Raw genomic sequence first — 26,064 nt, forward strand, 5'->3', positions numbered from 1 at the left:
CGTGCGCCGCGGCCAGTGTCGAAGCGGCGAGAGAACGCTCACGGCGATGGTTTTCCGGCCTTTCCGCCGGAGTGAGCAGAACCGGAAGCGCCCGGTCCATACGCAGTGCGTCCACCGATTCCGCGAGCAGTTCGTATTCCGTGGTGTCGTCGCGGGTGGCGACGCGCAGGAGACGGCCCGCGGCCAGATGCTCCGCGACCATGTCCTGATGGTTGACGTCGTCCCGCCAGTTCCTGAGCGTCGTCGGTACGTCCGGCACGCTGTGCGCCACCGGGGCGAGCGCCTCGGCCGGAAAGTGACGGCTTTCGGGAGTGGGGTCGAGTCGTTCCGCGATCCAGGTCGCGCGATCTCGTAACCACCACAGCGCAAGTGCCAGAGTGGGGGCGCGATACGTGCCCAGGGGGACACCGATGCGCTGTCCGCCGCAGAATCCGTACGCGGTGACATGGCACAGGAATTCGTCATGCACGGCCGCTCTCCTTGCGCCGTTCTGTGGGGCCGGGTGGCCTGGGCCGCATTTCTTTTGCGGTGGCGTTGCGCGGTGCCGCGGGGTGAATCCGCCAGGTGACGCGTGAGGGGAGTGGAGATCGACTTTCGGTCGCCCGAACTTACAACTATGAATGCTCGACTGACGCGCTGTCACGATGTGGTTCCGGACAGTTTTGCGGCATCCCTATTCTGTCGAATGGCGGAAATGTGCACGCGTGGGAACGGTCGACCATGATCCGTGAACATCGGAGATGTCGGATATGTTCAGAATCCCTGTGCGGTTATATAGCCAATGAGGTATGTTCGAGGCATGCCCATACCGTTCGACGTCCTCGCGGAGCCGAACCGGCGGAGGATCCTCGATCTCCTGCTTGAGCGCCCGCACACGGTCGGTGAGCTCACGGAGAGCCTCGGTCTCAGCCAGCCCGGCACCTCGAAGCATCTACGGGTGCTGCGCGAGGCCGGACTCGTGGGGGTCCGGCAGGAGGCTCAGCGCCGCTGGTACGAGCTGCGGCCCGAGCCCCTCGCGGAACTCGACGCCTGGCTCGCCCACTACCGGCATCTGTGGTCCGGCGCGCTCGACGCGCTCGAACGGCATCTCGACGCCATGGAGAACGACTCCTCATGAACATGAACCCGCACGACGACAGCCTGACCACCACAGACGGCCGGACCGCCCTGCGGATGGAGCGCCGGCTCGCGCACCCGCCCGAGACGGTCTGGGCCGCGATCGCCGACCCCGCCGCTCTCGGGCACTGGTTTCCCTCCGAGGTCACCGTGGAGCTCACTCCGGGCGGCTCGATGGGTTTCCACTTTCCCGGCGACAGCGGACCGGGCATGACCGGTACCGTCACCGACGTCGACAAGCCCCGGCTCTTCGCCTTCACCTGGGGCACTGATCATCTGAGCTGGTCCATCACTCCCGACGGTGACGGCTCACTGCTCACCCTCGTTCATACGTTCGGCGACCGGGCGGGTGCGGCGAGCTTCGCCTCCGGCTGGCACCTCTGCGTCGGCGCGCTCAGCCGGCTGCTCGACGGCAGACCCGTCGACGCCCAGCCCGACGCGGGGGAGCTGCACGAGTCCTACGCCGAGCGGTTCGGTCTCGGCCGGGGCACCGTCGAAACGGCCGACGGCACCAAGCGGATCCGCTTCGAGCGCCAGCTGGTGCGGCCCGCCGAGACGGTCTGGGCGGCACTGTCGGCGGGGATCGAGCCGGTGGCGGGCCTGCCCGTCCCGGACGGGTTCACCACGGACAGGGCCCCGGCGGGCCCCGTCACCGAGGTGTGGGCGTCCACGTCGCTCACGTACGTCTGGCGGTCCGAGGGGACGGTCCGCTGGGAACTGGCGCAGGGAACCGGCCACGGCGCCCGGCTCTTCCTCACCCAGACCGGCCCGGAGGATCCGGAGGACTTCGACGCGGACGCGGCGCTGGCCGCCTGGCAGGCCCGGATCGAACGGCTCGCGACGGGACTTCTCACGGCATAGACGGAGTTTCTCGGCATACAGGGCTTCCCGGGCGGGGGGCCGGTGTGGCGGATCAACCGAACGTCTCGCCCCTCAGGTCCGGTACGAAGGATCAGTCCGCCATCTCGGACCTGAGGGACGAGACGCTCAGCACTTCCTCGAACTCGGCGATCTCCGCGACCAGTTGATACACGCTTGCGGTGCCTTCGATGTCCACGTACACCAGGGCGGTCCGGGCATCTCCCAGCTCCGCTTCCTCCTCGACACCGTCCGCCGTCCGGCCCGCTCGGTCCACCCGGATCCGCAGCACCTGGAATCCCTTGCCCGTCACGTACTCCAGGATCCGTGGCAGCGCGCCCGTGCCGATGTGGTAGCTGAGATGGAGCCGCGCCTGCTCGGCGCTGGTGAAGGAGGGAAACCGCCGGGTCACCCAGGGGTAGCCCTGGATGACGAGGAAGTGCACGAGAGTGGCGCCGATGGCGAGGAGCGGCAGACCGCCGCCGCACGCCATGCCGATGGCACAGGTCAGCCAGACGGTGGCGGCGGTGGTGAGACCACGTACGGCATCGCGCCGTACGAAAATGAGACCACCACCGATGAAGCCGATGCCGGAGACGATCTGCGCGGCGACACGGGAGGGGTCGAAGGAGACGTTCTCCAGCCCGAGCACCGCGTTGAAGCCGTGCTGCGACACCACCATGAAGAGCGCGCTGCCGACGCCGACCAGCGTATGGGTCCGCAGCCCCGCGCTCTTCTGCTGGGTCGACCGCTCGGCGCCGATGAGAGTCGACAACAGCAGGGCCAGGCCCAGTTCGGTGAACTGACGTACGCCTTGGCCCGCGGAAGGATCGAACAGGGGGATGGCGACGGTGTGCAACGGACCTCCTCACCTTGGTGCGACACCTTGGTACGGCGACGCGGGCGATCCTAGTGCCGCGACCGGCGCATGGCCGGTCCGTGACACCCGGGTGAACGGAGGGCGGGAATCCTCGTTAGGGTGCCTTGAATGTTTGCTCTGCTGTTTCCCCCCACAACTCTGCAAAGAGGCGTTCTCGCCGATCCGGGTTTCCGCTGGGAGGCCCTGTGACGCAGATGACCGATCCGGCGGTACGAACCGCCTCGGCCCGCGGGACGGCGGAGGCGGAAGCGCGGCCCGCCGCGCCGCCGGCCAAGAAGCGGGACGCCTTCTTCGACAACGCGAAGTATCTGGCGATCGTCCTGGTCGCGATGGGACACGCGTGGGAGCCGCTGCGGGACGGCAGCAGAGCGGTCTCGGCGCTCTACATCGTCGTCTACACCTTCCACATGCCGGCATTCATCATCATCTCCGGCTACTTCTCGCGCAGTTTCGACTTCCGGCCCGACCGGGTACGCCGTCTGATCACCGGCATCGCCGTGCCGTACATCGTGTTCGAGGTCGCCTACAGCCTCTTCAACCGGTGGGCCGGCGACGACCCGTCCATGGAGATCAGCCTGCTCGACCCGTGGTACCTCACCTGGTTCCTGCTCGCTCTCTTCGTGTGGCGGATGACGGCGCCGATCTGGCGGCTGGTCCGATGGCCCGTGCCGTTGTCGCTGGCGATCGCGATGCTCGCCACCATCTCGCCGGACATCGGTGACGACCTCGATCTCCAGCGAGTGCTGCAGTTCCTGCCGTTCTTCGTGCTCGGTCTGCGGATGAAGCCCGAGCACTTCCAACTCGTCCGCCGCAAGGAAGTACGCATCCTGGCCGTGCCGGTCTTCGCCGCCACCGCCGTCTTCGCCTACTGGGCGGTCACACGGATGAACATGGCGTGGTTCTTCCACCGTGACAGCGCGCAGGAATTGGGAGCGCCCTGGTGGGCCGGGGCCGTGATGACGCTCGCGCTCTTCGGCTGCTCGCTCGTCCTGACCGCCTGTTTCTACGCCTGGGTCCCGGGCCGCCGGATGTGGTTCACGGCTCTGGGCGCGGGCACGCTCTGCGGCTACCTGCTGCACGGATTCCTCGCCAAGAGCGCGGGCATCTGGGACTGGTACGACGCCGGCTGGCTGCACCAGCCGCAGGGGGCGGTCTTCGTCACGGTCGTCGCCGCAGTGATCGTCACCGTGCTGTGCACGCCACCGTTCCAGCGGATCTTCCGCTTCGCGCTGGAGCCGGATATGGCCTGGGCGTTCAAGAAGGAGCAACGGAACAGCGAGAAGAGCTGACCGGGGACACCCGGACATGATGGCGGGGCGGTGGCCGACGGCCACCGCCCCGCCATCATGTCCGGGCCGGCCGGATCAGAGGCCGCGTGGGATCATCCCGTACCCCCGGGAGCGGCTTCGTCCGCCATCGCGGGGCCGCTCTGGGCCGGCACGGCAGGCCCACCGGTGCGGTACTGCTCGGACTGAAGCGTGAACAACTCCCGGAACAGGCCCGGACCTTGGTGGCCGTCGGCCATCAGTGACGTGAAGTCGCCCGCTTCCACCAGCCGCCCGCTGTCCAGGACATAGATCACATCGGCCGAACGGACGCTGTGCAGCCGGTGTGTGACGAGGATGACCGTCTGCCCGTCGCCCGCGAGGTCGCGGATCTGCTGGAACGCGGCGATCTCGGCCGCCGGATCCATGCTGCTCGTCGGTTCGTCGCAGATCAGGACGGCGGCCCGCCGGTAGTACGCGCGGGCCAGCGCCAGTCGCTGCCACTGCCCGCCCGACAGGTCCACCCCGCCCTCGTACCCCTTCTCGCACAAGGTGTCCCAGCCGCGCGGGAGTTCACCGACCACCGCGTGCGCGTCCGCGAGGGCGGCCGCCGCCGTCAGGCGTGCGGAGTCATGGATCTGGGACGGTCGGCTGATGGCGACATTGGCGCGGGCCGTGAACGGCCACCGCTGGTAGTCCTGGAGCACCAGCGCCACCTGGTCGAAGACCTGGTCACGGTCCAGGTCGCGCACATCGGTGCCGTCCCAGCGGACCTGCCCCTCGGAAGGCAGGTACAGCCCGGCGAGCAGCTTGCTGAGGGTGGTCTTCCCGCTGCCGTTGACCCCGACCAGAGCCACGATCTGGCCCCGCCGAATGGTCAGGGACACGGCGTCGAGGGCCGGCGTCTCCCGGCCGGGATAGGTGAAAGAGACCCGGTCGAACTCGATCAGCGCGGGTGGCCCCGGCACCGGCGTGCCCCCGGTGGGAATGGCGCGCAGACGGGCCTCGTCCGCCGCCTTGATCAGATCCGTCATGAACAGTGACTGCTCGTAGAGGTGGTGGATGTGGGAGACCATACGGCGCAGTCCCGCCGTGCCGTTGGTCAGTGCCAGCGCCGCCGTGGCGCCGGACGCCAGCGGCATATGGCCATGGGTGAGCAGCCAGGCCAGAAGCCCGTAGGTCACCGCCGCCGTCAGCCCGGACAGCGCCGAGGTTGCCAGGTCCGTGCCCGCCTCCCGGTGGGCCAGCCGCGTCTGCTCCTCGGACGCCTCGACACCCATCCGGTCGAACTGCTCCAGCAGGAAGGGCCCGGCGCCGTGCACCCGGAGTTCCGGTCCGGCCTTCTGCGAGATCAGCAGCCGGCGCAACTCGCTCTGCTGCCGTACGTGTTCGATCCACACCTGGACCGATTCGTAGGTACGGCGGGCGGCCCGGATAGTGCCCCACGCCTTGGGGATCACGACGGCGATCAGCAGGGGCAGCAGGACCGGATGCAGGACGGCGAGCACCCCGCTGACCGCGATCAGAGCCATCAGCGCGTCCACGATGCCCAGCGTGTGCTGGATCAGCCTGCGGGCCGCGGTCTGGCCGTGCTGGCCGGAGTCGAGGATCTTGTGGAAGTCCGGCTGTTCCAGATGCTCCATCTCCACCCGGATCACGGGGGTGAGCATGGTCAGCGCGGCGATCCGCTCCACCTTCGGCTCCAGCCGGCCGGTGCCGCCGAAGGAGACGGCGCGCAGCGTGGCCGCCAGCGCGCCGGCGCCGCCGACCCAGAGCAGGGACGGCAGTGCCTCGGCGATGCGGTCGGCGGTGGGCCCCGAGGTGAAGAGACTGACCAGGACCTGGTTGGTGGCGAGCAGCCCGAAGGCGGTCGCCGCGGCCTGGCCGAGCTGCGCGACCGCCACGACGATCAACGCGGGGCGGTCGGCCCGCCAGGCCAGGGACAGCGTGTGGCCGGTGAGACGGGGGATCTGGCGCAGGATCGTCCAGAACGAGGTCCGAAGACGCGCGCCTTCATGGACGGTCCAGCCCCAGGATCCCTTGAGGCGGCCTCCGAAGAGCAGTTGCTCGGGCGGTGAGTTCTGTACGTACGGTTTCGGGCCGAAACGGAACGGCTTCACGCCGCACCCCCCTCGGCGTCAACGCGGCGCCCGCCCGCCGTGGGGGCTTCACCACCGCACTCGAACGCGCGAGATCCGCCGGGGGCGCCGACGAGAGTGGGAACAGGGAACACAAATCCTCCTGGGCTGACGACGACGGGGACAGGTGCTCGGACAACCGACCTGATCAACGGCGCGTCACGGGGAGCGGAGGACGAATCGTCGGACAGAGATTCGAGGAAGCCCTTCGGCCCCGCAGGCCGGGGCAGCCAAGTCGTCATGGCGCGTTCGAATCACTCGGGAGGGGGGCGTTCACCCGTCCGGGGGATTGTGTTGCGGTCGTGAAGTGGCCGGAGAGAGTCCGGCCGTCGCGTTCCGCGGCTAGCCTCGACGCGCCTTGCGAAGGCACATGATCAAGGGGCGGCGGAAGCCCGGCGGCCACCCGTGGCAGCCGGTCGGCGGGCCCCGGAGAGGCATCCGGACTCTAGGCATCTACCTTCATACGATTTCGGTATCACCGATCACCAACCGGGAGCATCCCCATGGCCAACGGGCCCACTCTCCAGAACGTCTCGTTCCCGAGCGCCGGCACCACCGCGTACGGCTACCTCGCCGTACCCCCCTCCGGGCACGGCCCCGGCATCATCCTCATCCAGGAATGGTGGGGCCTGACCGCCCACATCAAGGATGTCGCCGACCGTTTCGCGCGGGCCGGCTTCGTCGTGCTCGCCCCCGACCTGTACGGCGGCCAGGTCGCCCACGACACCGACGAGGCACTGCGCATGATGCGCGAACTGCCCACCGCGCGGGGCGTCGAACTGCTCTCCGGCGCGGTCGGCCATCTGCTGGGGCGCCCCGAGACGGACGGCTACACGGTCGGAGCCGTCGGCTTCTGCATGGGCGGCGGATTCGTCCTGAGTCTCGCGGCCAAGGACCGGCGGGTCCGCGCGGCCGTCCCGTTCTACGGCGTCAACCAGGACGGCATCCCCGACTTCTCGCACCTCGAGGCGGAGATCCTCGGCCACTACGGCGAGCAGGACCCCACCGTGCCGCCGGCGAGCCTCGAAGAACTGGGGAAGACGATCCAGGCCCAGTCCGGCATCGTCCCGACGTTCCACCTCTACCCGGGCGCGGGCCACGCCTTCTTCAACGACAGCCGCCCCGAGGCGTACCACGCCGAAGCCGCCGCCCAGGCGTGGCGGCTCACGCTCGATTTCCTGCGTACCCATCTCACCGGCACCGGCACCGGCTGAGCGGCCGGCACCCCGTGAGCCACGGGCCGGCGCTCACGGGGTGCCCGGGTCAGCGTCGACGGCCCCGCGGCGCCCAGCCGGCGCCGACGCCCGCCATATGCAGCGCGAGCAGGGCCAGACCGAGGAGCATCAGGCTCGTCGGCGCGAAGAGGGTGTCGACCGCTGTGTCGCCGGCGTTGATGATGAATGCGATGGCGAAGAGCGCTGCTGCCGCGAAACCCAACATCTGTCCACTCCTTGCGAATTCGACGGCCGGCCACGGCTGGACGCGATGACCTTGCCGTTGTTCGCCGAGTGCCCGCCGGGAACGGGATCAGTCGTGCGTCGACGTCCGGAACCGACACCGGCTCAGGTGAGCGCCGCTCCCTGCCACAGCAGCAGCGCGACATCGACGCCCGCCACGAGGACCGCCGCGAGGAACGGCACTCTCGGCCGGCGACGGCCCATCAGCGATCCGCCCGCCGCCGCGATCAGCGCCAGGGCCACGGCGAACGCCCCGAGTGTGCCGGGCCGGCCGAGAGCCAGCAGGAGCGTGGCCGCCACCAGCGGGGCCGGCAGCAGCAGCCGTACCGCCGTCGGCCCCAGCCGCTGCGGCCAGCCACGTACGCCCGTGGCCAGATCGGCCCCGATGTCCGGCAGCACATTGCCGAGATGCGCGCCGACCCCCACCAGCGCCGCCGCCGTCACGACCCACCAGACGGGCCGGGGCTGCCCCGGCAGACCGAGCGTCACGAAGGCGGGCAGGGAGGCGAACCCGATCGCGTACGGCAGCCAGGACAGCACGGTCGACTTGAGCCGTACGTTGTACGTCCAGGCCGCCGCCACGCCCACCAGATGAACCGCGCCGGCGAGGAAACCGTACGCGAGGGACAGCGGGACGCACAGCGCCAGCGCCACCAGGGCCGAGGTCCGTACGGTCCGCGCGCTCACGGCCCCGCCCACGACCGGCTTGGCGCTCCGCCCCACCGCCGCGTCGCGTGCCGCGTCGATGGCGTCGTTGCTCCAGCCGATCGACAACTGCCCGGCCAGTACGGCCACCGTGGCGAGCACGCACCCCGTCGTGTCCTGCCCGGCGGCCACCGCGAGGCCCGCGGTCAGCAGGGTCACCGCGACCGTGGGTACCGGATGGCACGCCCCCAGCAGGGCCGTTGCCGCCCCTCGCGGCCGCGGTCCGGATGCCCCGTCAGGTGCGCCGGGCGTACGGGCGAGTGGCTCGCGGTGGCTGGTCCCTGCCCGGTCGATGGCGTCCACGAGCCCATCGTAGGTGTCACACCACCACCGGACGGGTGCGTCGTGGCCGCACCCGTCCGGGTACCTGGTGCCGGCCCGCCGCCCCGCGTCGGCACGGGGCCGTACAGGGGACTTCGTGTGTGGCGTCGTGGTGCGGGGGGAGGGATTGCACGTCAGTCGCCCCCGACCTCGGACCGCAGATGACCCGCATCGCAGCCGTCCACGGAGCCCTGGCTCCGCATCAGCACACCCAACACGACATCACGGACATGATCGCGAAGGCCTGTCTGCCCGAAGGATCCGACCGCCGGGTGCTCGACCGGCTGCACCGAAGCGCGCGTGTGTCCACGCGTCATATGACACTGCCGCTCGACGGGTACGACGAACTCAAGGACTTCGGCGCGGTCAACGACGCCTTCATCGCGGCGGCCGTACCGCTGGGCGCCGAGGCCGTCGCGGGTGCCCTGGACGCGGCCGAGCTGTCCCCACGCGATGTCGACCTGCTGATGTTCACCTCGGTGACGGGCATCGCCGCGCCGTCCGTGGACGCGCGCCTCGTGGGACGGCTCGGTCTGCGCCCCGACGTCAAGCGCGTACCGGTCTTCGGCCTGGGGTGTGTCGCCGGAGTGGCGGGAATCGCGCGTCTGCACGACTTCCTGCTGGGACGGCCGGACGGCGTGGCCGTCCTGCTCTCGGTCGAACTGTGCTCGCTGACCTTCCAGCGCGACGACATCTCGCCGGCCAACATGGTCGCCACCGCGCTCTTCGGGGACGGCGCGGGAGCCGTCGTCGCCTGCGGCGCCCGGCGCCCGGCCACCGGGCCCGTCGTCGTCGACACCCGCAGCCATCTCTACCCGGACACCGAGCAGGTGATGGGGTGGGACATCACCGGCTCCGGCTTCCGTATCGTCCTGGACGCGTGCGTCCCGGAACTCGTACGCAAGAACCTCGCCGCGGACGTCGACGGCTTTCTCGCCGGCCACGGCCTCGCACGCGAGGACATCACCGCATGGGTCTGTCATCCCGGCGGGCCGAAGGTGCTGGAGGCCGTCGAGGAGGCCCTCGCGCTGCCCGACGGGGCGCTCGACGTCACCTGGCGCTCGCTGGCGGCCGTGGGGAATCTGTCCTCCTCGTCCGTGCTCCATGTCCTGCGCGACACGCTGGCCGAGCGGCGGCCACCGGCCGGCACGGCGGGACTGCTGCTCGCCATGGGGCCCGGTTTCTGCTCCGAACTCGTCCTGCTCCGCTGGTAGAGAGCCCGCTGGTAGAGAGGGAGGTGAAGGCATGATCTGGTACCCGGTGCTGATCCTGGCCGTCGCAGCCGAACGCGTCGCCGAACTCGTCGTCGCCCGCCGCAACACGCGCTGGAGCACGGAGCGCGGCGCCGTCGAGCGGGGGCGGGGGCACTATCCGGCGATGGTCCTGCTGCACACCGGACTGCTGCTGGGCTGCCTGGCCGAAGTACGGGCGGCCGACCGGCCCTTCGTGCCGGTGACCGGCTGGACGATGTTCGCCGTCGTGCTGGCCGCGCAAGGGCTGCGCTGGTGGTGCATCCGTACGCTGGGACCACGCTGGAACACCCGGGTGCTGGTCGTGCCCGGCCTCGCGCTGGTGACCGGCGGTCCCTACCGCCTGCTGCGCCACCCCAACTACGTGGCGGTGGTGGCCGAGGGCGTCGCCCTGCCCCTCGTGCACGGCGCCTGGCTGACCGCGCTGGTGTTCACCGTACTGAACGCGGCACTGCTGACCGTCCGGATACGGTGCGAGAACCGTGCGCTGGACCTGGCCGCCGCGGGCGCGCGCGCATGATCGATCTGCTGGTGGCGGGAGGCGGGCCCGCCGGACTGGCCACGGCGGTCCATGCCACGCTGGCCGGCCTGGAAACCGTCGTGATCGAACCGCGCACCACCCCGGTGGACAAGGCCTGCGGCGAAGGACTGATGCCCAGCGGCGTACGCGCGTTGACCGCGCTCGGACTGGACATGCCGCCGGGCCACCCGCTGCGCGGCATCCGGTACGTACGCGAATCCCGCAGCGCCGAGGCCCCGTTCGAGCACGGACCGGGGCTCGGTGTGCGGCGCACGGAACTGCACGCGGCCCTGGCGCGACGGGCCGACGAGACCGGCGTCAAGGTCGTCACCGGCCGGGTCGGCGAGGTGGAGCAGTGCGCGGACTCGGTGCGCGCGGGCGGGCTGCGGGCTCGCTGGCTGGTGGCCGCCGACGGACTGCACTCGCCCGTACGGCAGGGTCTCGGGCTCGGCCTGCCCGATCGCGGGCCCCGGCGCTACGGACAGCGCAGGCATTACCACGTCAAGCCGTGGACGGACTTCGTGGAGGTGCACTGGTCGTCGGCGGCGGAGGGCGGCGAGGCCTATGTGACACCGGTGGCCGACGACCTGGTGGGAGTGGCCGTGCTGAGCGGTGTGAAGCGCGGTTACGACGAACATCTCGCCGCTTTCCCCCAGTTGCTGTCCCGGCTGGACGGCCCGCCCGCGAACTCCGTGCGCGGGGCCGGCCCGCTGCGGCAGCGGGTGCGCCGGCGCACGGCGGGCCGGGTGCTGCTGGTGGGCGACGCGGCCGGGTACGTCGACGCGCTGACGGGCGAGGGCGTCGCCCTCGCGCTGGCGTCGGCCGAGGCGGCCGTGCGGTGTCTGCGGGCGGGACGGCCGCAGGACTACGAAGGGCGCTGGCGGAGTCTGTCCCGGCGCCACCGGCTGCTGACGGAAGGGCTGTTGCGGGTCAGCGGGCGTGCGGCGGGCGCCCGTCTGATCGTCCCGGCCGCGGCCCGGATGCCGGCGGTCTTCGCCGCGGTGGTACGCGCGTTGCAGTGATCACGGGCGCGTAGACCTGCGGGGGAGGGACCCGTACCCCGTGGCCCGTAAGGAGGCGCGCATCCGTCGGACAAACCGCGCGTGCGCGCGGGCTCTCAAGGGGAGAGGTCGCCCGTCGTGTCCGTCGCCGCCCCTGTCGTCGCGCTCGCCGAGTGCGGCAGCACATGGGCGAGATAGTCCTCGATCGTCGCCTCCAGACCGATGTCGTGGCCCGCCCTCTCCGACAGATACCAGCGGTGCTCCAGTACCTCGTGGTAGATCTGCGCCGCGTCCATCTCGCCACGCAGCTCGCGCGGTACGGTCCGTACGGTCGGCCGGAAGACATCGCGCACCCAGCGGTGTGCCAGTACCTCTGGCCTGGCCCCCAGCGGATCGCCGGGAGCGTAGTCCTCCTCGCCGGCCATCCAGCTCTCCAGGTCGTTGAGCAGGCGCCGGGCCTGGTTCTCCTCGGCGTCCAGGCCGGTCAGCCGCAGCAGCTGCCGCTGGTGATGGCCCGCGTCCACCACCTTCGGCAGGAACGTCACCGTGCCGCCCGCCGGGGAGCGCTCGATCTGCATCTCCGCCACGTCGAAGCCCAGGTCGTTGAGGCGGCGGATCCGGCGGTCGATGTAGTGCCGCTTGTCCACCGGATACACCGACTCGCGGGTCAGCTCGTGCCACAGATCCTCGTAGCGCCGGACGATCGCCGCACCGAACGGGACCGGATCCACCGAAGGATGCAGGGCGCCCGAGGCCTCCAGGTCCATCAGCTCCCCGGCGATGTTCACCCGGGCCAGTTCGATGTCGTAGTCGCGCTGCCCCTGGCTCAGATTCGGCTGGATCTGCCCCGTCTCGGCGTCCACCAGATACGCGGCGTACGCCCCCGCGTCCCGCCGGAAGAGCGCGTTGGACAGCGAGCAGTCGCCCCAGGCGAACCCGGCGAGGTGCAGCCGCACGAGCAGCACGGCCAGCGCGTCCATCAGCCGCTTCACGGTACCGGTACGCATCGTGGACTCGAACATCGAGCGGTACGGCAGGGACCCCTTGAGGTGCCGTGTGATCAGAGCCGGCTCCAGCGGAGCGCCCTCGGTGTCCACCCGCCCGGTCACCACCGCCACCGGGTCGACGGCCGGGATCCCGAGCCGGTGCAGGTCGCGCAGCAGTCCGAACTCGCGCACCGCGCCCCGCTCGGAGATCTCCTTCACCGCCACCACCTCGGGTCCTGCGGACGCGAAGCGCACCACATGGCGCGAGATACCGCGCGGGAGCGCGACAAGGCACTCCTCGGGCCACCGGTCGAGCGGGGCGTTCCACGGCAGATCCAGAAGCACCGCCGGCTGCTCCGGATTGGTCGCGCTGATCTGCAGACCCATACGTGCCTCCCACCGCGGTCGTCGGCGGAAACGGGACCGCGACCGCCGAGAACAGTGTGCCGGGTCCCACCGGCATCCCGGCCTGGCTCCGGGGTGCACAAGCGTTTACCCTGGCGGTGAACAGCTGTGCACCCCTGCCGCGCCCCACCCCGTACGGAGCGAGATGACCGGAGCGATATCCCAGCCCACCGAGGCCCCGCACCCCCGATTCCTGGTCGCCGTCCTGGCCTTCTGCGGTGTGGTCGTGGCCGTCATGCAGACGCTGGTCGTCCCCCTTCTGCCGCATGTCCCGGCGCTCACCGGAGCCACCCCCACCGCCGCCAGCTGGCTGGTCACCATCACGCTGCTGACCGGGGCCGTCTGCACCCCCGTACTGGGACGGGTCGGCGACATGTACGGCAAGCGCAGGGTGCTCCTCGCCTCCCTCGCGGTGCTGGTCGCCGGCTCCGTGCTGTGCGCCGTCAGCTCCCACATCGGCGTGCTCATCACGGGCCGCGCGCTCCAGGGCGCCGCGCTCGCCGTCGTGCCGCTGGGCATCAGCATCATGCGCGACGAACTCCAGCCGGACCGTGTGCTGCCCTCGGTCGCGCTGATGAGCTCGACCCTGGGCATCGGCGCGGCCGTCGGACTGCCCGTCGCCGCCCTGGTCGTCGAGCACTATGACTGGCACACCATGTTCTGGGCGTCGGCCGGGCTCGGCCTGCTCGACATCGTGCTCGTACTGCTCTGCGTCCCCGAGTCGCCCCTGCGCTCGCGCGGCCGCTTCGACGCCCTGGGCGCGCTCGGCCTGTCCGCGGCTCTGGTCTGTCTGCTGCTGGCGGTCACCCAGGGCGGCGACTGGGGCTGGACGTCCGCGGGCACCCTCGGGCTGCCCGTCCTCGCCGTGGTGATCGGACTGCTCTGGGGCCGCTACGAGTTGCGCGCCAGCACCCCCATGGTCGACCTGCGGGTCTCCGCGCGGCCCGCGGTGCTGCTGACGAACATCGCCGCCCTGCTGATCGGCTTTGCCTTCTACGCCAACTCCCTGTCCACCGCCCAGATGGTGCAGGAGCCCACGAGCACCGGTTACGGCCTGGGCGCGTCCATCGTCGTCAGCGGGCTGTGCCTGCTGCCCGGCGGTCTCACGATGGTCGCCCTGTCGCCCGTGTCCGCCCGGATCTCCGCCGTACACGGCCCCAGGACCACCCTGGCGCTCGCCTCCGCCATCCTGGCCGTCGGCTATGTGGTGCGTTTCTTCACCAGCCATCAGCTGTGGACGATCATCCTCGGCGCGACCGTCGTCGCCGCGGGGACGGCCATCGCCTACTCGGCGCTGCCCGCGCTCGTGATGAGCGCGGTGCCGGTCGGTGAGACCGGCGCGGCCAACGGACTCAACACCCTGATGCGGTCGGTCGGGCAGGCCTTCTGCAGCGCGGCCGTCGCGGCCGTTCTCGCCAATGTCACCTTCGAGGCAGGCGGTCGTACGGCCCCGACGCTCCACGCCTACCTGCTGGTCTTCCTCATCGCGGGTGGTGCGGCGGTGCTCGCCCTTGCTGTCACGCTGTGTCTGCCACGTCAGCGGCGCCGGAGTGCCGGTGAGACCGAGCCGGACCGGACGCTCGCCCAGGAGGGCGCGTGAACGGGCAGGGAGACGGGCGCGGAGACGTATGAAGGAGCGGGAAGACCCATGAAGAGACCTGTGCGGGCAGGACGACCGGGGAACGGGCGGGAAGGCGTATGAACGGGCAGGCAACCGAGAAAACGGCGGCTCCCACGGACCCGGGTACCGGCCGTGACGCGATTCTGCTCGCCGCGCGCCGCGCGTTCGCCTTCCGCCCCTACGCCGAGGTGACCCTGCGGGGCATCGCGGCCGACGCCGGAGTGAGCGCCTCACTGATCGTCAAGCACTTCGCCACCAAGGAAGGGCTGTTCAACACCATCGCCGACTTCGGCCCCGCGGCCGACCGGCTCTTCGCCGCGCCCCTGGACGGGCTGGGCAGGCACCTGGTGCTGACCCTGGTGCGCAGCCGCCGCGAGCAGCAGGGAGATCCACTGCTGCGTGTGGTGTTCTCGCTGGGCGACGACGACGAACGCACCCTGCTGCGCGAACGCTTCGGCGAGCAGATCATCCAGCGGCTCGCCGCGCTCCTGACCGGTCAGGAGCGCACCCTGCGGGCCGAGTTGATCGCCGGCCAGCTCCTGGGCCTGGGAGCCACGCTCAGCCTGCGACGCACGGGCGCGAGCGCGCGGGCCACGCCCGAGCGGCTGGCGGATCTGTACGGTCCCGGACTCCAGCGCCTGATCAGCGCTTGAGCAGCAATTCGGTGTTGCGGTCGGCCGCCTTGCCCGCCGGCTTGGTGGTGGCGCCCGGCGCGTTGAGCGCCAACTCCCGGTAGAGCGCGGCCAGGCCGGTCTGCGAGAGATCCTCGAAGTCGGTGCGGTGCGGCGCCGACGACTCGATCAGCGTGGTGAACAGGGACAGCGTGCCGTCCCCGTTGTCGGCGATCTCGATGACCCGGGCCAGGTGCGGGAAGTCGATGTGGGAGGCGGTGGAGATCTCCCAGAAGGTGTCGTGCGCGAGGACGGAGTTGCGGTGGCTGTGCCCGTTGACCCAGGCCAGCACATTGCGGTGCTGCTTGAGCAGGGCGAGGACCTCGTCGCCGTTGTGCCGGGCCTCGCCGGGGTGGGCGGGATCGGGGTGGGTGTTGGTCATCGTCCAGCTGTTGTGGTGGCTGAAGACGACGACGTATCCGTCCCGGAGTTCTTTGAGCGTCCGCTCCAGCCACTTCAGCTGGGTGGTGTCGAGTGAGCCGGTGAAGTGCCCCGCGCGGTCGGTGGTGTCGAGACTGATGCCGGTGACGTTCTCCCCCATGGGGAAGGTGTAGTAGAGCGTGTCGCCGTCGAGATTGGCCGCGGTGTAGCCGTGACCGGCCGGTCCGTTCCCCGCCCGCTTCGGGTCGAGGTGCGCGTTCAGGTACTCGCGCGGGGTGAAGGGTGCCCGGCTCGGGTCGGGGGTGATGGAGCGCATCCGGCGCTTCGAGTCGCGCAGCAACTCGACCAGCGCCGTCCCGGTCGGGTCGCCGCCCTTCGAGATGATCTCCATCAGCCGCGTCGCGTCGGCGTCCGGAACGTCGTACAACTTCCGTGACCCCACGGCGAACTCCGCGAGGAAGCCGGACCTGTCGGCGATGGCGCCGCTGGCCAGGCCGTCGTGGTTGCCCGCGGTCGAGTACCACGGTATCCGCAGTCCCGGACTGTTCACGGAGCGGATCGTGGCGGCGAGGAACCCGTCGATACGGGGAAAGCCCAGCTCCTTGTCGGTGTCCCGGCGGCCGTCCTCCGGGTGCCAGTAGAGCCGTTCGCCGGAATTCTGCGGGCCTTCGTACTGCCGGGTGTCTCCGGTGTTGGGGGAGAACCGGCCACCGTTCATCACCGTGAGGAACCAGTCGAGTTCCGCCCGGGAGTTGTTGTCGGTGTTGTCCCCCGTCGTCACGGCGAACGACAGCGGAGCTCCGGTCGCGGGCCCCTGCGTCAGCGCGTTGATCTGCTCGACCAGGGCCACCGCGCCCTGCACGGTGAGCGCCTCCTGCGGCCGCCACGCCGAAACCTTCTGCGAGCGCATGTACTCGGTGCGCACCGGGTGCTGGACATCGGTCAGATGCAGATCGGTGAGCTGGACGAACGAGCTGAGCACGGTACGGCGCTCGGCGCGGCCGGACTTGCCGGAGGCGAGCTCGTCCCGTACGACCAAGTCCCAGCCGGGGCCGTCACCGAGCCGCCGGAAAGCGGCGGACTCGTCGAGTGGTGTGGCGACCGAATCCAGCGTCGTACGGGCGGGAACGGTGCGGGTGGGTGAGGCGGAGGTACGGGGCCCCGGCACCGCGGGCGCGGCGGGCTTCCCGGGTGCGGCCGAGGCCTCCTCCGTGCCACCACCCGCGCCGAGCGCCAGTCCGATCCCCGCCGAAACGCCGACCGCTCCGGTCGCGGCGAGGAAGGAGCGACGGTCGACGGCGTTGGCTGCGGAGCGTATCCGTGTCATGGGGCGGTCTCCCGAGTGCGAGCGCATCAGCAAGCGCGCCGGGGGACGGCCCCCTGGCTACTTCTTGATGTTTGGCACTCGGCGTGGCCTGCGCGTGAACGACGTTCCAACGGCCGACGCCCATCACCGCACGGGAAAAACCGGATCGGCGAACCGTCGCCGGGCCCTCGGCCGCCGGACCGGAGCCGGTCACTTACCGTTCACCGCAGAGGGAAGCGGGACGCCTGAGGCGGGGAGAGCGGAGAAGAAAAAAGAAGAACGAATTCGATGCGCATAACCCGCGAGGGAGCGGGCACACGCCTTTCTGAGCTGAGCTCACGGCCTTCCCCCCCGCCGTTCGAGCTCCTCGGCCCCACCGGCGCACCCCCCCCTTCGCCGGTGGGGCCACTCTTTTCTCCGGCGGGAAGCACAGGGCGGGGGCCACCCGCCGGAGGCAGGGGCAGCTCAGCCGAGGGTGATCATGACAGGCCCTCCGCCGGGGTCGGCCCGGTCGATCCAGTCGGCGGAGGCGTACAGCGGCCGGTTGGGTACCGCTCCCCGGCGCAGCCGCTCCCGGTGCAGAACCCGCCCGCCCTGGCTGACGACCAGGACCGACAGCCGGCCCGTCGGTTCCGCCGTACGCAGCGTGAACCGGCCCAGGGGCGGCCGCGGGCCGTGCGGGTCGATACGGTTCGGCGCGACCCAGCGCAGCGGCGCGGCCACCTCCACCGGCACCTGTCCGCCCGGCCATGTGCCGTCCGTCAGATACCGGAGCACCGGGCCCGCGACGAGCCGGCCCTCCCGGACGGCGGTGCCGGCGGGCTCGACGGCGTGCAGCAGGTTGCCCACGGCGAAGACCCCGGGCGCGGCCGTACGGAACGAGGTGTCGACCGCCGGGCCCCGGGTGCCCCGGTCCAGGGCGATCCCGCCCCGCCTGGCCAGTTCGTGGTCGGGGATCCAGTCACCGGTGAAGACGACCGTGTCGCAGGCGACGGTCGTCGTCCTGCCGTCGGTGTGCCGGAGCGCGACACCGCGAAGACGGCCCCGGCCGAGCAGTTCGGCGACTGTCGTACCGGTGAGGAGAGGGATCCGGCGGTGCAGCCGGGCGTCGAGCTCCGATGCCCAGGAGGCCTGGTGGCGCGGCTGGTCGGTGATCATCGCGGCGACCTCGACCCCCGCGGCGCGCAGGGTGCGTACGGCGGAGTAGCTGACGGGCTCGGCGCCGACGACCACGGCCCGCCGACCGATCCGCCGATGGTGCTGATGGACGGACTGCTGGAGCTCGCCGGTGGTGAACACACCGGCCGGCCGGGTGCCCGGTACCAGCCGTGCGCCGCGCGGGCGTTCGCGCGCACCGGTGGCGAGGACGACCGCCCCGGCCGTGAGGCGCTCCAGGCCGTCCGGGGCGGTGGTGTCCACCGCGAGCCGGTTCGGGCCGGTGGGCGCGTCCCGGCGACCGGATCCGCCCATGCGCCCGGGTGCGTTCTCGTGACCGAGCGGGTCCGCGGGCCCGTGGCGCTCCGCCCAGCCGGTGACGCAGACCCCCGTGCGCAGGACCGCTCCGGCCCCGGTCGCCAGGTCGCACCAGTGGCGGGCGTACGCGGGGCCGCTCATCGGCCGCCGCAGCTCGCGCAGCCCGAACCCGGAGTGGTAGCAGTACCGCGGGGCGCCCCCGGCCTGCTCCTCGCGGTCGACGACTTCGACCGTACCGGCGCCCGCGGCGGACAGCCGGGCGGCCGCGGCGAGGCCCGCCGGACCCGCGCCGATCACCAGCACATCGACCGTACGCCGTCGCCGGCCGGGCTCGGGGGCGGCCGGCGGTCCGCCCGGGTTCGTTGTCGCGTTCATGGTCCGACCTCCGGCCGCAGGGATGGTTCGTCGCCGTCGGGAGCGAACAGCGCGCGTACGGCGGCTCCGCAGTAGAAGCCCTGGCACCGGCCGCCCCGCGCGCGGGTACGGCGCCGCAGCCCGTCGAGCGAGCCGGGCGGGACGGTGCCGGCGAGGGCGTCGCGGATCTCCCCGCGCGAGACGCGTTCGCAGTGGCACACGATCCGTCCGTACTCGGGATCCGACGCGATCAGGTCGGCGCGCTGATAGGGACGGGGGAACGCCTCCCCGATGTTCGGCATCGTCACGGGGGCGAGTTCCCGCGGTGTCCCGGGATCCTGGCCCGCGGCGGCCAGCAGCTCCACGACATGGGCGGCGATCGCCATCGACGCGGTCAGTCCGGTGGAACGGATCCCGCCCACCGTGACGTACCGCTGCCCGGGATGGCAGCGGATCCGGTAGTCGTCGTCCTCGGTGGCGGCGCGCAGCCCGGCGTAGACGGCGGTGACCTCCTCCTCCAGCAGGTCCGGCATGATCCGCGCGCCCTTCTCGCGGAGGAAGGCGAGTCCTTCGGCGGAGGAGCCGGTGGCTTCCTTGTCGTCCAGGTCCTCGGCGGTCGGGCCGAGCAGCACATTGCCGTACACCGTCGGTGCCACCAGTACGCCCTTGCCGAGCGCGGTGGGCACCGGCAGCAGGATGTGCCGCACCAGGTCACGGGCGAGCTTGTCGAAGACCATGAGCTGCCCGCGTCGCGGAGTCATCGTGAAGTCGGCGTGGCCGAGCGCGCGGTCGATCTCGTCGGCGTACAGACCCGCCGCGTTGATGAGCGTGTGCGTACGCAACGGGCCGCGTGTGGTGGCCAGTTCATGGGGCGATCCGCTGGTGACGCTCTTAACCCGGCAGTTGAGATGCAGAGCGGTCCCTTCCCGTACGGCCTGGGTGGCGTACGCGAGTGTCGTCGTCCACGGACAGATGATGCTCTCGCCGGGGACGTCGAGCGCGCCCAGCGCGCCGGGGCCCAGACACGGCTCGCGGGCGTACAGCTCGTCGGGGCCGATGACGCGCGTCTCGTGATACTCGTTGCGCTCGGCCTTGGCCACCAGCCTCGGCAGGGCGGCCAGTTGTTCGTCGTCCCAGGCGACGAGCAGGGCGCCGAGCGGTTCGACCGGGATGCCGCTGCGCTCCGCGTAGGCCGACAGCCGCCGCTGCCCCTCGCGTACCAGCCGGGACTCCAGCGAACCGGGCACGGCGTCGAAACCGGTGTGCAGGATCGCCGTGTTGGCCTTCGAGGTACCGTCGCCGACGTCGTCGGACGCCTCCACCAGCCCGACACGCAGCGGGTAGCGGGTCAGCTCGCGGGCGATGGCCGTACCGACCACTCCGGCGCCGATGACGACGACGTCGTACACCTCGCCCGGCAGGGGGCCCGAGGTCGTGACAGTCATGGTGCTCCAGGTTCAGGTCCAAGTCCGGCTTCGGGTCCGGCTTCAGGTCCGGGTTTCAGGCGGGGGATCGCCGAGCGGTTCCGGGCCCGGTGCGCTCCGGCCTCGGGGCCGCTCTCAACACCCGGGGGTGGGCGGGGGAGTACGGTCGAGCAGCGTGGCCACCGCGGAGCGGAAGACGCCCAGACGGTCGGCCGCCTCGGCCGCGCCGATCCGTGGTTCGTAGACCGCGGAGGGCTTCCACTCCGGGATCACCCGCGCCGTCGTCAGCTCCGGGGCGAGCCCGAGACGCGCGAGGGCGCCCACGCCCAGCGCGGTGGCGTCGGGCAACGCCGATACCTCCACGGGGCGTTGCAGCAGATCGGCCTGGGTCTGCATCAGCAGCGCCGAGCGGGTCAGCCCGCCGTCGACCCGCAGGCCGGTCAGTGGCGAGCCGAGATCGGTCGCCACCGCGTCGGCCAGCTCCACGACCTGGGCGGCGATGCCCTCGACCAGTGCGCGCACCAGATGCCCGGCGCCGGTGTCCAGCCCCAGGCCGGTCATCGAGCCGCGCAGATCGGTGCGCCACCAGGGCGCGGCCAGTCCGGCCAGTGCCGGGACGAACGTGACCCCACCGCTGTCCGGTACGGACGAGCCGACCCGGTCGAGATCGGCGGCCCCGGCGATCACCCCGAGACCGGTGAGCCAGCGTACGGCCGAAGCCGCCGCGTAGACCTGCCCGTCGAGGCAGTAGCTCGTACGTCCGCCGAGCCGCCAGGCGACACAGCTGACCAGTCCGCTCGTTCCCCGGCGCGGCCGGCCGCCGGTCCGGGCGAGCAGGAACGCCCCCGTACCGTAGGTGCACTTGGCCGATCCCGGTTCGGTCATGTCCTGCGCGAACAGCGCGGACTGCTGGTCGACGAGCAGTCCGGTCAGCGGGATCTCGCCGCCGAAGGCGGTGGTGGTGCCGACCGGGCCCGCCGAGTCGACGATGCGGGGCAGCTCCTCGTCGGACAGTCCGAAGATCTCCAGGGCCGTCGGTGACCAGTCGACCCGGTCGAGGTCCAGTAACTGGGTGCGTCCCGCGGTCGCGGCGTCGGTGACGAACGCGCCGCCGGTCAGCCGGTGGACCAGCCAGGAGTCGCTGGTGGTGACCACGCCCGCGCGGGTCAGCTCGCGCCGGACGAACGCCATCTTGGGCGCGGCGAAGTACGGGTCGACGGGCAGCCCGGTCAGCTGCCTCAACCGCTCGCCGTACGGGGCGAGGCCGGCGCAGAGCGGCTCGGCGCGCCGGTCCTGCCACCCGATCGCCTCGGTGAGCGGAACACCGGTGGCGCGATCCCAGGCGAGCACGGTTTCGCCCTGGTTGGCGAGGCCGACGGCCGCGACGGGTTCTCCGGCGTCGGCGACTGCCTGGCGTCCGGCGTCGAGTACGGAGGCGAGCAGGACGGCCGGATCGACCTCCACCAGTCCGTCGGCGCCGTACCGGGGAGGCGCCGGGGCCGTACCCGTGCCGATCACCCCGCGTTCGGGACAGATGACGAGTGCCTTGGTGGACGAGGTGCCCTGGTCGATGGCGAGCACCGGCCGGCCGGCCGGTGCTTGTTGCGTGTGCTGGGCAGGCGGCATGTCCCGTTCTTCGTCGCAGAGTCGGTCGCGAGGGGTCGGTCACAGAGCCGGTCGCGAGGAGTCGGTCGCAAGGGGGCTGTCGTGGGTCTGTCGCGGCCGTTCGGTCGTGGGGTGGGTGATCGTTGTGATCGTTGTGCGAAAGCGTGGTGCAGGTGAGGTCGGGCGTCAAGGGCTCTCGGAGCGGTCTGCGAACGCTGGATGACGGAGGGTGTCGTCCGGTTCCTCCCTGAAAGGATGGGTGAGTCCGTGACCGGTTCGTTGCGTAACGCTATTTGATCAACAGAGAGTTGCGAAAGATCAGCAAAGTGTTCGAGCCTGGCTGTTCAGGCCCCTACACTGATCGCCGAGCAGCGACAGGGTGCCCTCGACCAGTTCGTCCTTGTCCGTGGGCACGGCAGGCCGGTGCCTGCGTGACAAACCGGATCACCTCACCCTCACCGTCCTAGAGGATCTATGACGACCATGTCTTCGCCCGGGTGCAACTCCGGTTGCGCCCGGTCGTCGCACGCGCGGACGGAGCCGAGCTGATGGCGGCCGAACGCTCCCGCCCGGTCTATCACCCGGCGGGCCACGACCATGAGTTGCGCGCCGCGGTACAGGATCTGCGCACCGGACGCTGGCTCTCGATGCGTGATCTCCTCGCCGGGACGGGCAACTGGACGCTGTGGACCCAGCGGACCCAGGTACTGGCGACCGTGGCCGCCGGCTCCGACGCCGTACAGGCGTGGCGTGCCGAGGAGCCCAGGAGCGTCGCCGCGGTCGTGATGCACACCCGGGTGATGGTGGAACGCGCCCTGCGGGCCCACCGCGAAGGTCACGAGCGCACCCAGGAACTGTGGCAGCGGGCATGGGAGGCGTGTGGTGACGCCGCACGCCAGGCGCCCGACGACCCCGTGCCCTGGGTGTGTCTGCTCGCGCTGGCCCAACTCGACGACCGGCAGCGGCTGGAGGAACACCGGCTGCCTCCGCCGGGACCGATGCTGTTCCCCGGCCCCTGGGCCCTGCTGGGCGAGGTCGACAAGCGGGATCCGGGCAACCGCGAGGCCTACCACCGCATGCTCCAGTTCGTGTACGCGCGACGGGCCGACGGATCGGTGTCCGAAGCGTTCAATTTCGTTCAGTGGGCTGCCTCTTCGGCGCCGGTGGGCTCGGCGCTGCACGTTCTGCCGCTGTTCGTCAGGGTGGAGCGCTACCGCCGGGAGAACGGACACGAGAAGGCGCTCGACCTTCACTGGGTGACGGAGGACGCCACGCGCGACGCCCTGCGGGCCCTGGGGCTGTGGTTCGACCGGACGGCTCTCCCGGAGGCCTCCCTGCTCGACCTCAACCATCTGGCGCACGCCCTGTGGGGATCGCTCCGATTCGCCGAAGCGGCCCGGGTGTTCGAAGCGCTGGATCCGTTCTACGCCACCGTGCCGTGGACATACCGGACGCGCAGCCCCGGCGACGCCGCACAGGCCGAGGAGGTGTTCCTCCGTGCCCGAACCCGCTGTCTGAGCGTCCGCGACGAGCGGAGGAAGGGGCGGAGGGGGGCGTCCCGCTGAGTGGCCCTGTCGGCCCGCTGCTCCGCGTCCCGCTGCCTCGCCCTCTCGCGCGGCGCCCGGACCACGGGCCACCCGCACTGCCGACCACAAGGCGTGAGCCGGCCCTCCTCGCCGCGCGCACCCTGTGTCACCTGAATTCCCGTGAACCGCACCACTTTCCGTCCCCGTATTGGTTCTCTACCGGAGGTACCGCCATGTCCGTCTCCCCACCGGTCTGGTCGAAGCCCGATCCCGGGCCACAGAAGGACGAAGAGCAAAGGCTGCGTGAGCTGGGCTACCAGCCGGTCCTCGCCCGCCGCATGGGAGGCTTCGGCAACTTCGCCATCAGCTTCTCGGTCATCTCCGTCCTCTCCGGATGCATGACCCTGTACGGCTTCGGCATGGGCACCGGCGGCCCCTCCGTGATGCTCTGGGGCTGGGTGGGCGTCGGCCTGTTCGTACTCTGCGTCGGCATGGCGCTGGCCGAGGTCACGAGCGCCTACCCGACCTCCGGCGCCCTTTACTACATGGCCGACCGGCTGGGTGGGCGCAAATGGGGCTGGTACACCGGCTGGCTCAACCTGCTGGGACTGCTGGGCGCGATCGCCGGCATCGACTACGGCGCGGCCCTGTTCACCGGGGCCTTCCTGAATCTCCGGTTCGGCTTCGAGCCCACCCCCGGCTCGACCTTCGTCATTTTCATGTGCGTCCTGCTGCTGCACGCCGTGTTGAACCTGTTCGGCGTGAGGCTGGTCAGTGTGCTCAACTCGATCAGTGTGTGGTGGCATCTGATCGGTGTGGCCGTCATCGTCGGTGCCCTGGCTGTCTTCCCCGATCACCACCAGTCGCCCTCGTTCGTCTTCACCGAGTTCGTCAATGACACCGGCTGGCAGAACCCGCTCTATGTGGCGGCCATCGGCCTGCTGCTCGCGCAGTACACCTTCTGCGGTTACGACGCCTCGGCGCACCTCTCGGAGGAGACCTCGAACGCGTCCGTCACGGCCGCGCGCGGCATCGTCCGGGCCATCTGGGTCTCCTGGATCGCCGGCTTCGCCCTGCTGGTCGGCCTCACCTTCGCGATCCAGGACTACGCGGGCGCGCAGAACAGCGCCACCGGCGTGCCGCCCGCGCAGATCTTCATCGACGCTCTCGGCACCAGCGGGGCCACGGCGCTGCTGCTGCTCGTGATCGTGGCCCAGCTGTTCTGTGGCAACGCGGAGGTCGCCGCGGCCAGCCGGATGGTGTTCGCCTTCAGCCGGGACAACGCCCTGCCGGGCTCCGCGCTGTGGCGGCGCGTCAGCAGCCGTACCCAGACACCGGTTCCCGCGGTCTGGCTGTCGGTGATCGTCGCGGGCCTGCTGGCCCTGCCGTCCCTGTACTCCGCGACGGCGTACGGCGCGGTGACGGCCATCAATGTCATCGGTATCACTCCGGCGTACGCCATCCCCATCTACCTGAAGCTGCGCGCCGGCGGCCGCTTCCAGCCGGGACCGTGGAGCCTGGGCCGCTGGAGCAAGCCGATCGGCTGGATCGCCGTGGTGTGGGTGGCTCTGGTGACCGTGCTCTTCTGCCTGCCCCAGTCGAACCCGGTGACCGTCGACTCGATGAACTACGCGGTGATCGCCCTGGCCGTGGTGCTGATCCTGGCGACCGTGTGGTGGTACCTGGCCCGTGGCTCGTACAGCACGCCGCAGGCGTACGGCAACGCTCGTGAGCAGTCGGAGATCTCCGACAGCATTGTCTAGTCCCTGTCCGGATGGTTCAGGCCCCTCCGGTCGATCACGCAGGCGGCGGCGGGGGACCGGCCCGAGAGCCGGCCCCCGCCTGTTCAGTTCTCCTCGAGGAACCTCTTCGCCAGTTCGGTGCCGACCCGGGCCGTGGACCGGCGGTCTTCGATGGGGGAGATCCTGGAGTTCTTGAAGAGGACGTACGTCACCCCCGAACTCGCACCGCCGCCCGCGGGGTCGGTGAGGATCCCCAGCCCGCGGGCCGCGGCGTACGACGCCTCTCCGATGATCCCGGGCGGTCCGGTGTCGCCGACGACGGCGTACTGAACCCTGTCACCGTGGATGACGGCCGCGACCGAGCCGCCCCGGATGCCGGACGAGCGGTAGTTCCAGATCCGGCTCGGAGTCGGCACGACGATGTACGGCAGTTCCTCGGCATTGAGCGGGTGGCCGTCGGACCGTGTATAGGCGGTCGTGGGCTGGAAAAAGGGATCGGACCGGCTGTTGCACCGCGCCGTGACCTGACCGTCGCAGTCGATGTCCAGATCGGCCTTCCAGAACACGGCACCCTTCGCGTCGCAGACGGGGATCGAGGCGGGACTGTCGTCGTCGGCGCGATAGCCGCCCTTCGAGATCTGCTCGCAGCGGCCGGCCTTGGCGAGCAGCGCCGCCGCGGTGACCGGGCTCTCCTCGACCGAGTCGGCGAGCTTCGCGGACTCGCCGGACTCGCCGGACTCGGGGGACACCGTGCGCTTGGCCGGCTGCTCCCTTCCGGCGGGCGGACCTGCCGCGCCATCCGTGTCCGGTGGCAGGGAGACCGGCGGAAACCCGGTGGGCGCCGGCTCGGCGGGCGACGCGTCGAGGGGCGGCGCCGCGGTGGGCGGGGCTTTCGGGGGGTCGGTCAGGGCCGGGAGTACGACGACAGCGGCCAGCATCGCGGTACCGACGGCGATGCAAGCGGGGGTGCGAGGGTGCACGGGGGAGATGCCTTTCCTGGGCTGGACGGCGGGACTGAGCGGCTCCGGGGGCAGGCGAGGGCACGGGGAGAGGGTTTTC

Annotated in this window: 21 protein-coding genes and 1 pseudogene; 11 read left to right on the forward strand and 11 right to left on the reverse strand. The window is 71.0% G+C overall.

Features of this window, described 5'->3' with window-relative positions; all coding sequences use genetic code 11:
• Window positions 1–67: 67 nt before the first annotated feature.
• Window positions 68–469 (reverse strand): annotated as a pseudogene (locus tag ACIOJD_RS15435) (hypothetical protein); the annotation flags it as partial.
• 330 nt (window positions 470–799) lie between these two features.
• On the opposite strand from ACIOJD_RS15435, the gene ACIOJD_RS15440 reads away from it, so the two are divergent.
• The gene (locus ACIOJD_RS15440; RefSeq protein WP_401913083.1) at window positions 800–1,117 is read left to right on the forward strand and encodes an ArsR/SmtB family transcription factor; all 318 of its coding nucleotides are present in this window, start codon (window positions 800–802) and stop codon (window positions 1,115–1,117) included.
• Entirely contained in the window at window positions 1,114–1,977 is an 864-nt protein-coding gene (locus tag ACIOJD_RS15445; protein WP_401913085.1) for an SRPBCC family protein, read from the forward strand. The genes ACIOJD_RS15440 and ACIOJD_RS15445 overlap by 4 nt, the downstream gene beginning before the upstream one ends.
• Before the next feature lie 91 nt (window positions 1,978–2,068).
• Here ACIOJD_RS15445 and ACIOJD_RS15450 read toward each other — a convergent pair whose 3' ends face one another.
• Window positions 2,069–2,833, reverse strand: coding sequence for an MgtC/SapB family protein (locus ACIOJD_RS15450; RefSeq protein WP_401913088.1), 765 nt, complete (start codon window positions 2,831–2,833; stop codon window positions 2,069–2,071).
• Between the two features lie 215 nt (window positions 2,834–3,048).
• On the opposite strand from ACIOJD_RS15450, the gene ACIOJD_RS15455 reads away from it, so the two are divergent.
• Window positions 3,049–4,143, forward strand: a complete 1,095-nt coding sequence (locus ACIOJD_RS15455) for an acyltransferase family protein (RefSeq protein WP_401913907.1) — start codon at window positions 3,049–3,051, stop codon at window positions 4,141–4,143.
• 92 nt (window positions 4,144–4,235) lie between these two features.
• On the opposite strand, the gene ACIOJD_RS15460 is transcribed toward ACIOJD_RS15455, so the two are convergent.
• Window positions 4,236–6,239 (reverse strand): ABC transporter ATP-binding protein, encoded by a 2,004-nt coding sequence (locus tag ACIOJD_RS15460; RefSeq protein ID WP_401913091.1) that lies wholly within the window; start codon window positions 6,237–6,239, stop codon window positions 4,236–4,238.
• 521 nt (window positions 6,240–6,760) lie between these two features.
• Here ACIOJD_RS15460 and ACIOJD_RS15465 point away from each other — a divergent pair.
• The gene (locus tag ACIOJD_RS15465) at window positions 6,761–7,471 is read left to right on the forward strand and encodes a dienelactone hydrolase family protein (protein WP_401913094.1); all 711 of its coding nucleotides are present in this window, start codon (window positions 6,761–6,763) and stop codon (window positions 7,469–7,471) included.
• Window positions 7,472–7,520: 49 nt separating this feature from the next.
• Here the strand turns inward: ACIOJD_RS15465 and ACIOJD_RS15470 are convergent, their stop codons facing one another.
• Both ACIOJD_RS15470 and ACIOJD_RS15475 read right to left on the reverse strand, forming a co-directional pair.
• Window positions 7,521–7,697, reverse strand: a complete 177-nt coding sequence (locus ACIOJD_RS15470) for a hypothetical protein (protein WP_401913097.1) — start codon at window positions 7,695–7,697, stop codon at window positions 7,521–7,523.
• 122 nt (window positions 7,698–7,819) lie between these two features.
• Window positions 7,820–8,722 (reverse strand): UbiA family prenyltransferase, encoded by a 903-nt coding sequence (locus ACIOJD_RS15475; protein WP_401913100.1) that lies wholly within the window; start codon window positions 8,720–8,722, stop codon window positions 7,820–7,822.
• Window positions 8,723–8,901: 179 nt separating this feature from the next.
• On the opposite strand from ACIOJD_RS15475, the gene ACIOJD_RS15480 reads away from it, so the two are divergent.
• The 3 genes from ACIOJD_RS15480 to ACIOJD_RS15490 are packed head-to-tail and all read left to right on the forward strand — an operon-like array spanning window position 8,902 to window position 11,532.
• The gene (locus ACIOJD_RS15480; RefSeq protein ID WP_401913103.1) at window positions 8,902–9,954 is read left to right on the forward strand and encodes a type III polyketide synthase; all 1,053 of its coding nucleotides are present in this window, start codon (window positions 8,902–8,904) and stop codon (window positions 9,952–9,954) included.
• A gap of 31 nt (window positions 9,955–9,985) precedes the next feature.
• Window positions 9,986–10,510, forward strand: coding sequence for an isoprenylcysteine carboxyl methyltransferase family protein (locus ACIOJD_RS15485; protein WP_401913105.1), 525 nt, complete (start codon window positions 9,986–9,988; stop codon window positions 10,508–10,510).
• Complete coding sequence (locus ACIOJD_RS15490; protein WP_401913108.1) at window positions 10,507–11,532, forward strand: NAD(P)/FAD-dependent oxidoreductase; 1,026 nt, start codon at window positions 10,507–10,509, stop codon at window positions 11,530–11,532. Before ACIOJD_RS15485 ends, ACIOJD_RS15490 begins: the two co-directional genes overlap by 4 nt.
• 95 nt (window positions 11,533–11,627) lie before the next feature.
• On the opposite strand, the gene ACIOJD_RS15495 is transcribed toward ACIOJD_RS15490, so the two are convergent.
• On the reverse strand, window positions 11,628–12,884 hold the full coding sequence (locus tag ACIOJD_RS15495) for a DUF4032 domain-containing protein (protein WP_401913111.1): 1,257 nt from the start codon (window positions 12,882–12,884) through the stop codon (window positions 11,628–11,630).
• A 163-nt stretch (window positions 12,885–13,047) separates the two neighbouring features.
• On the opposite strand from ACIOJD_RS15495, the gene ACIOJD_RS15500 reads away from it, so the two are divergent.
• Window positions 13,048–14,502, forward strand: coding sequence for an MFS transporter (locus ACIOJD_RS15500; protein ID WP_401913114.1), 1,455 nt, complete (start codon window positions 13,048–13,050; stop codon window positions 14,500–14,502).
• A 98-nt stretch (window positions 14,503–14,600) separates the two neighbouring features.
• Window positions 14,601–15,176, forward strand: coding sequence for a TetR family transcriptional regulator (locus ACIOJD_RS15505; protein ID WP_401913117.1), 576 nt, complete (start codon window positions 14,601–14,603; stop codon window positions 15,174–15,176).
• Here ACIOJD_RS15505 and ACIOJD_RS15510 read toward each other — a convergent pair.
• The 4 genes from ACIOJD_RS15510 to ACIOJD_RS15525 all read right to left on the reverse strand — a co-directional run bounded on the left by ACIOJD_RS15510 (window position 15,166) and on the right by ACIOJD_RS15525 (window position 21,758).
• Entirely contained in the window at window positions 15,166–16,902 is a 1,737-nt protein-coding gene (locus tag ACIOJD_RS15510; protein ID WP_401913120.1) for a TIGR03767 family metallophosphoesterase, read from the reverse strand. The two genes, ACIOJD_RS15505 and ACIOJD_RS15510, sit on opposite strands and share 11 nt — an antisense overlap.
• 444 nt (window positions 16,903–17,346) lie before the next feature.
• Complete coding sequence (locus tag ACIOJD_RS15515) at window positions 17,347–18,729, reverse strand: NAD(P)/FAD-dependent oxidoreductase (protein WP_401913123.1); 1,383 nt, start codon at window positions 18,727–18,729, stop codon at window positions 17,347–17,349.
• Entirely contained in the window at window positions 18,726–20,153 is a 1,428-nt protein-coding gene (locus ACIOJD_RS15520; protein WP_401913125.1) for an FAD-dependent oxidoreductase, read from the reverse strand. The genes ACIOJD_RS15515 and ACIOJD_RS15520 overlap by 4 nt, the downstream gene beginning before the upstream one ends.
• A gap of 114 nt (window positions 20,154–20,267) precedes the next feature.
• Window positions 20,268–21,758: an FGGY family carbohydrate kinase gene (locus tag ACIOJD_RS15525; protein WP_401913128.1), complete on the reverse strand. Its 1,491-nt coding sequence runs from the start codon at window positions 21,756–21,758 to the stop codon at window positions 20,268–20,270.
• 527 nt (window positions 21,759–22,285) lie between these two features.
• Here ACIOJD_RS15525 and ACIOJD_RS15530 point away from each other — a divergent pair.
• Window positions 22,286–23,302 (forward strand): hypothetical protein, encoded by a 1,017-nt coding sequence (locus ACIOJD_RS15530; RefSeq protein WP_401913131.1) that lies wholly within the window; start codon window positions 22,286–22,288, stop codon window positions 23,300–23,302.
• A gap of 194 nt (window positions 23,303–23,496) precedes the next feature.
• Window positions 23,497–25,026: an amino acid permease gene (locus ACIOJD_RS15535; RefSeq protein WP_401913134.1), complete on the forward strand. Its 1,530-nt coding sequence runs from the start codon at window positions 23,497–23,499 to the stop codon at window positions 25,024–25,026.
• An 83-nt stretch (window positions 25,027–25,109) separates the two neighbouring features.
• Here ACIOJD_RS15535 and ACIOJD_RS15540 read toward each other — a convergent pair whose 3' ends face one another.
• On the reverse strand, window positions 25,110–25,985 hold the full coding sequence (locus ACIOJD_RS15540) for a glycoside hydrolase family 75 protein (protein ID WP_401913137.1): 876 nt from the start codon (window positions 25,983–25,985) through the stop codon (window positions 25,110–25,112).
• Window positions 25,986–26,064 lie beyond the last annotated feature (79 nt).

The organism is Streptomyces sp. NPDC088116 (assembly GCF_044741745.1).
In the GTDB taxonomy this organism is placed as follows: Bacteria; Actinomycetota; Actinomycetes; order Streptomycetales; family Streptomycetaceae; genus Streptomyces.

What these genes read in the sequence shown, in the direction of transcription:
- ACIOJD_RS15440 (WP_401913083.1), top strand. Translation starts at nt 800, where the DNA reads ATGCCCATACCGTTCGACGTCCTCGCGGAGCCGAACCGGCGGAGGATC.
- ACIOJD_RS15445 (WP_401913085.1), top strand. Translation starts at nt 1,114, where the DNA reads ATGAACATGAACCCGCACGACGACAGCCTGACCACCACAGACGGCCGG.
- ACIOJD_RS15455 (WP_401913907.1), top strand. Translation starts at nt 3,049, where the DNA reads ATGACCGATCCGGCGGTACGAACCGCCTCGGCCCGCGGGACGGCGGAG.
- ACIOJD_RS15465 (WP_401913094.1), top strand. Translation starts at nt 6,761, where the DNA reads ATGGCCAACGGGCCCACTCTCCAGAACGTCTCGTTCCCGAGCGCCGGC.
- ACIOJD_RS15470 (WP_401913097.1), bottom strand. Translation starts at nt 7,697, where the DNA reads ATGTTGGGTTTCGCGGCAGCAGCGCTCTTCGCCATCGCATTCATCATC.
- ACIOJD_RS15480 (WP_401913103.1), top strand. Translation starts at nt 8,902, where the DNA reads ATGACCCGCATCGCAGCCGTCCACGGAGCCCTGGCTCCGCATCAGCAC.
- ACIOJD_RS15485 (WP_401913105.1), top strand. Translation starts at nt 9,986, where the DNA reads ATGATCTGGTACCCGGTGCTGATCCTGGCCGTCGCAGCCGAACGCGTC.
- ACIOJD_RS15490 (WP_401913108.1), top strand. Translation starts at nt 10,507, where the DNA reads ATGATCGATCTGCTGGTGGCGGGAGGCGGGCCCGCCGGACTGGCCACG.
- ACIOJD_RS15495 (WP_401913111.1), bottom strand. Translation starts at nt 12,884, where the DNA reads ATGGGTCTGCAGATCAGCGCGACCAATCCGGAGCAGCCGGCGGTGCTT.
- ACIOJD_RS15500 (WP_401913114.1), top strand. Translation starts at nt 13,048, where the DNA reads ATGACCGGAGCGATATCCCAGCCCACCGAGGCCCCGCACCCCCGATTC.
- ACIOJD_RS15505 (WP_401913117.1), top strand. Translation starts at nt 14,601, where the DNA reads ATGAACGGGCAGGCAACCGAGAAAACGGCGGCTCCCACGGACCCGGGT.
- ACIOJD_RS15510 (WP_401913120.1), bottom strand. Translation starts at nt 16,902, where the DNA reads ATGACACGGATACGCTCCGCAGCCAACGCCGTCGACCGTCGCTCCTTC.
- ACIOJD_RS15515 (WP_401913123.1), bottom strand. Translation starts at nt 18,729, where the DNA reads ATGAACGCGACAACGAACCCGGGCGGACCGCCGGCCGCCCCCGAGCCC.
- ACIOJD_RS15520 (WP_401913125.1), bottom strand. Translation starts at nt 20,153, where the DNA reads ATGACTGTCACGACCTCGGGCCCCCTGCCGGGCGAGGTGTACGACGTC.
- ACIOJD_RS15525 (WP_401913128.1), bottom strand. Translation starts at nt 21,758, where the DNA reads ATGCCGCCTGCCCAGCACACGCAACAAGCACCGGCCGGCCGGCCGGTG.
- ACIOJD_RS15530 (WP_401913131.1), top strand. Translation starts at nt 22,286, where the DNA reads ATGGCGGCCGAACGCTCCCGCCCGGTCTATCACCCGGCGGGCCACGAC.
- ACIOJD_RS15535 (WP_401913134.1), top strand. Translation starts at nt 23,497, where the DNA reads ATGTCCGTCTCCCCACCGGTCTGGTCGAAGCCCGATCCCGGGCCACAG.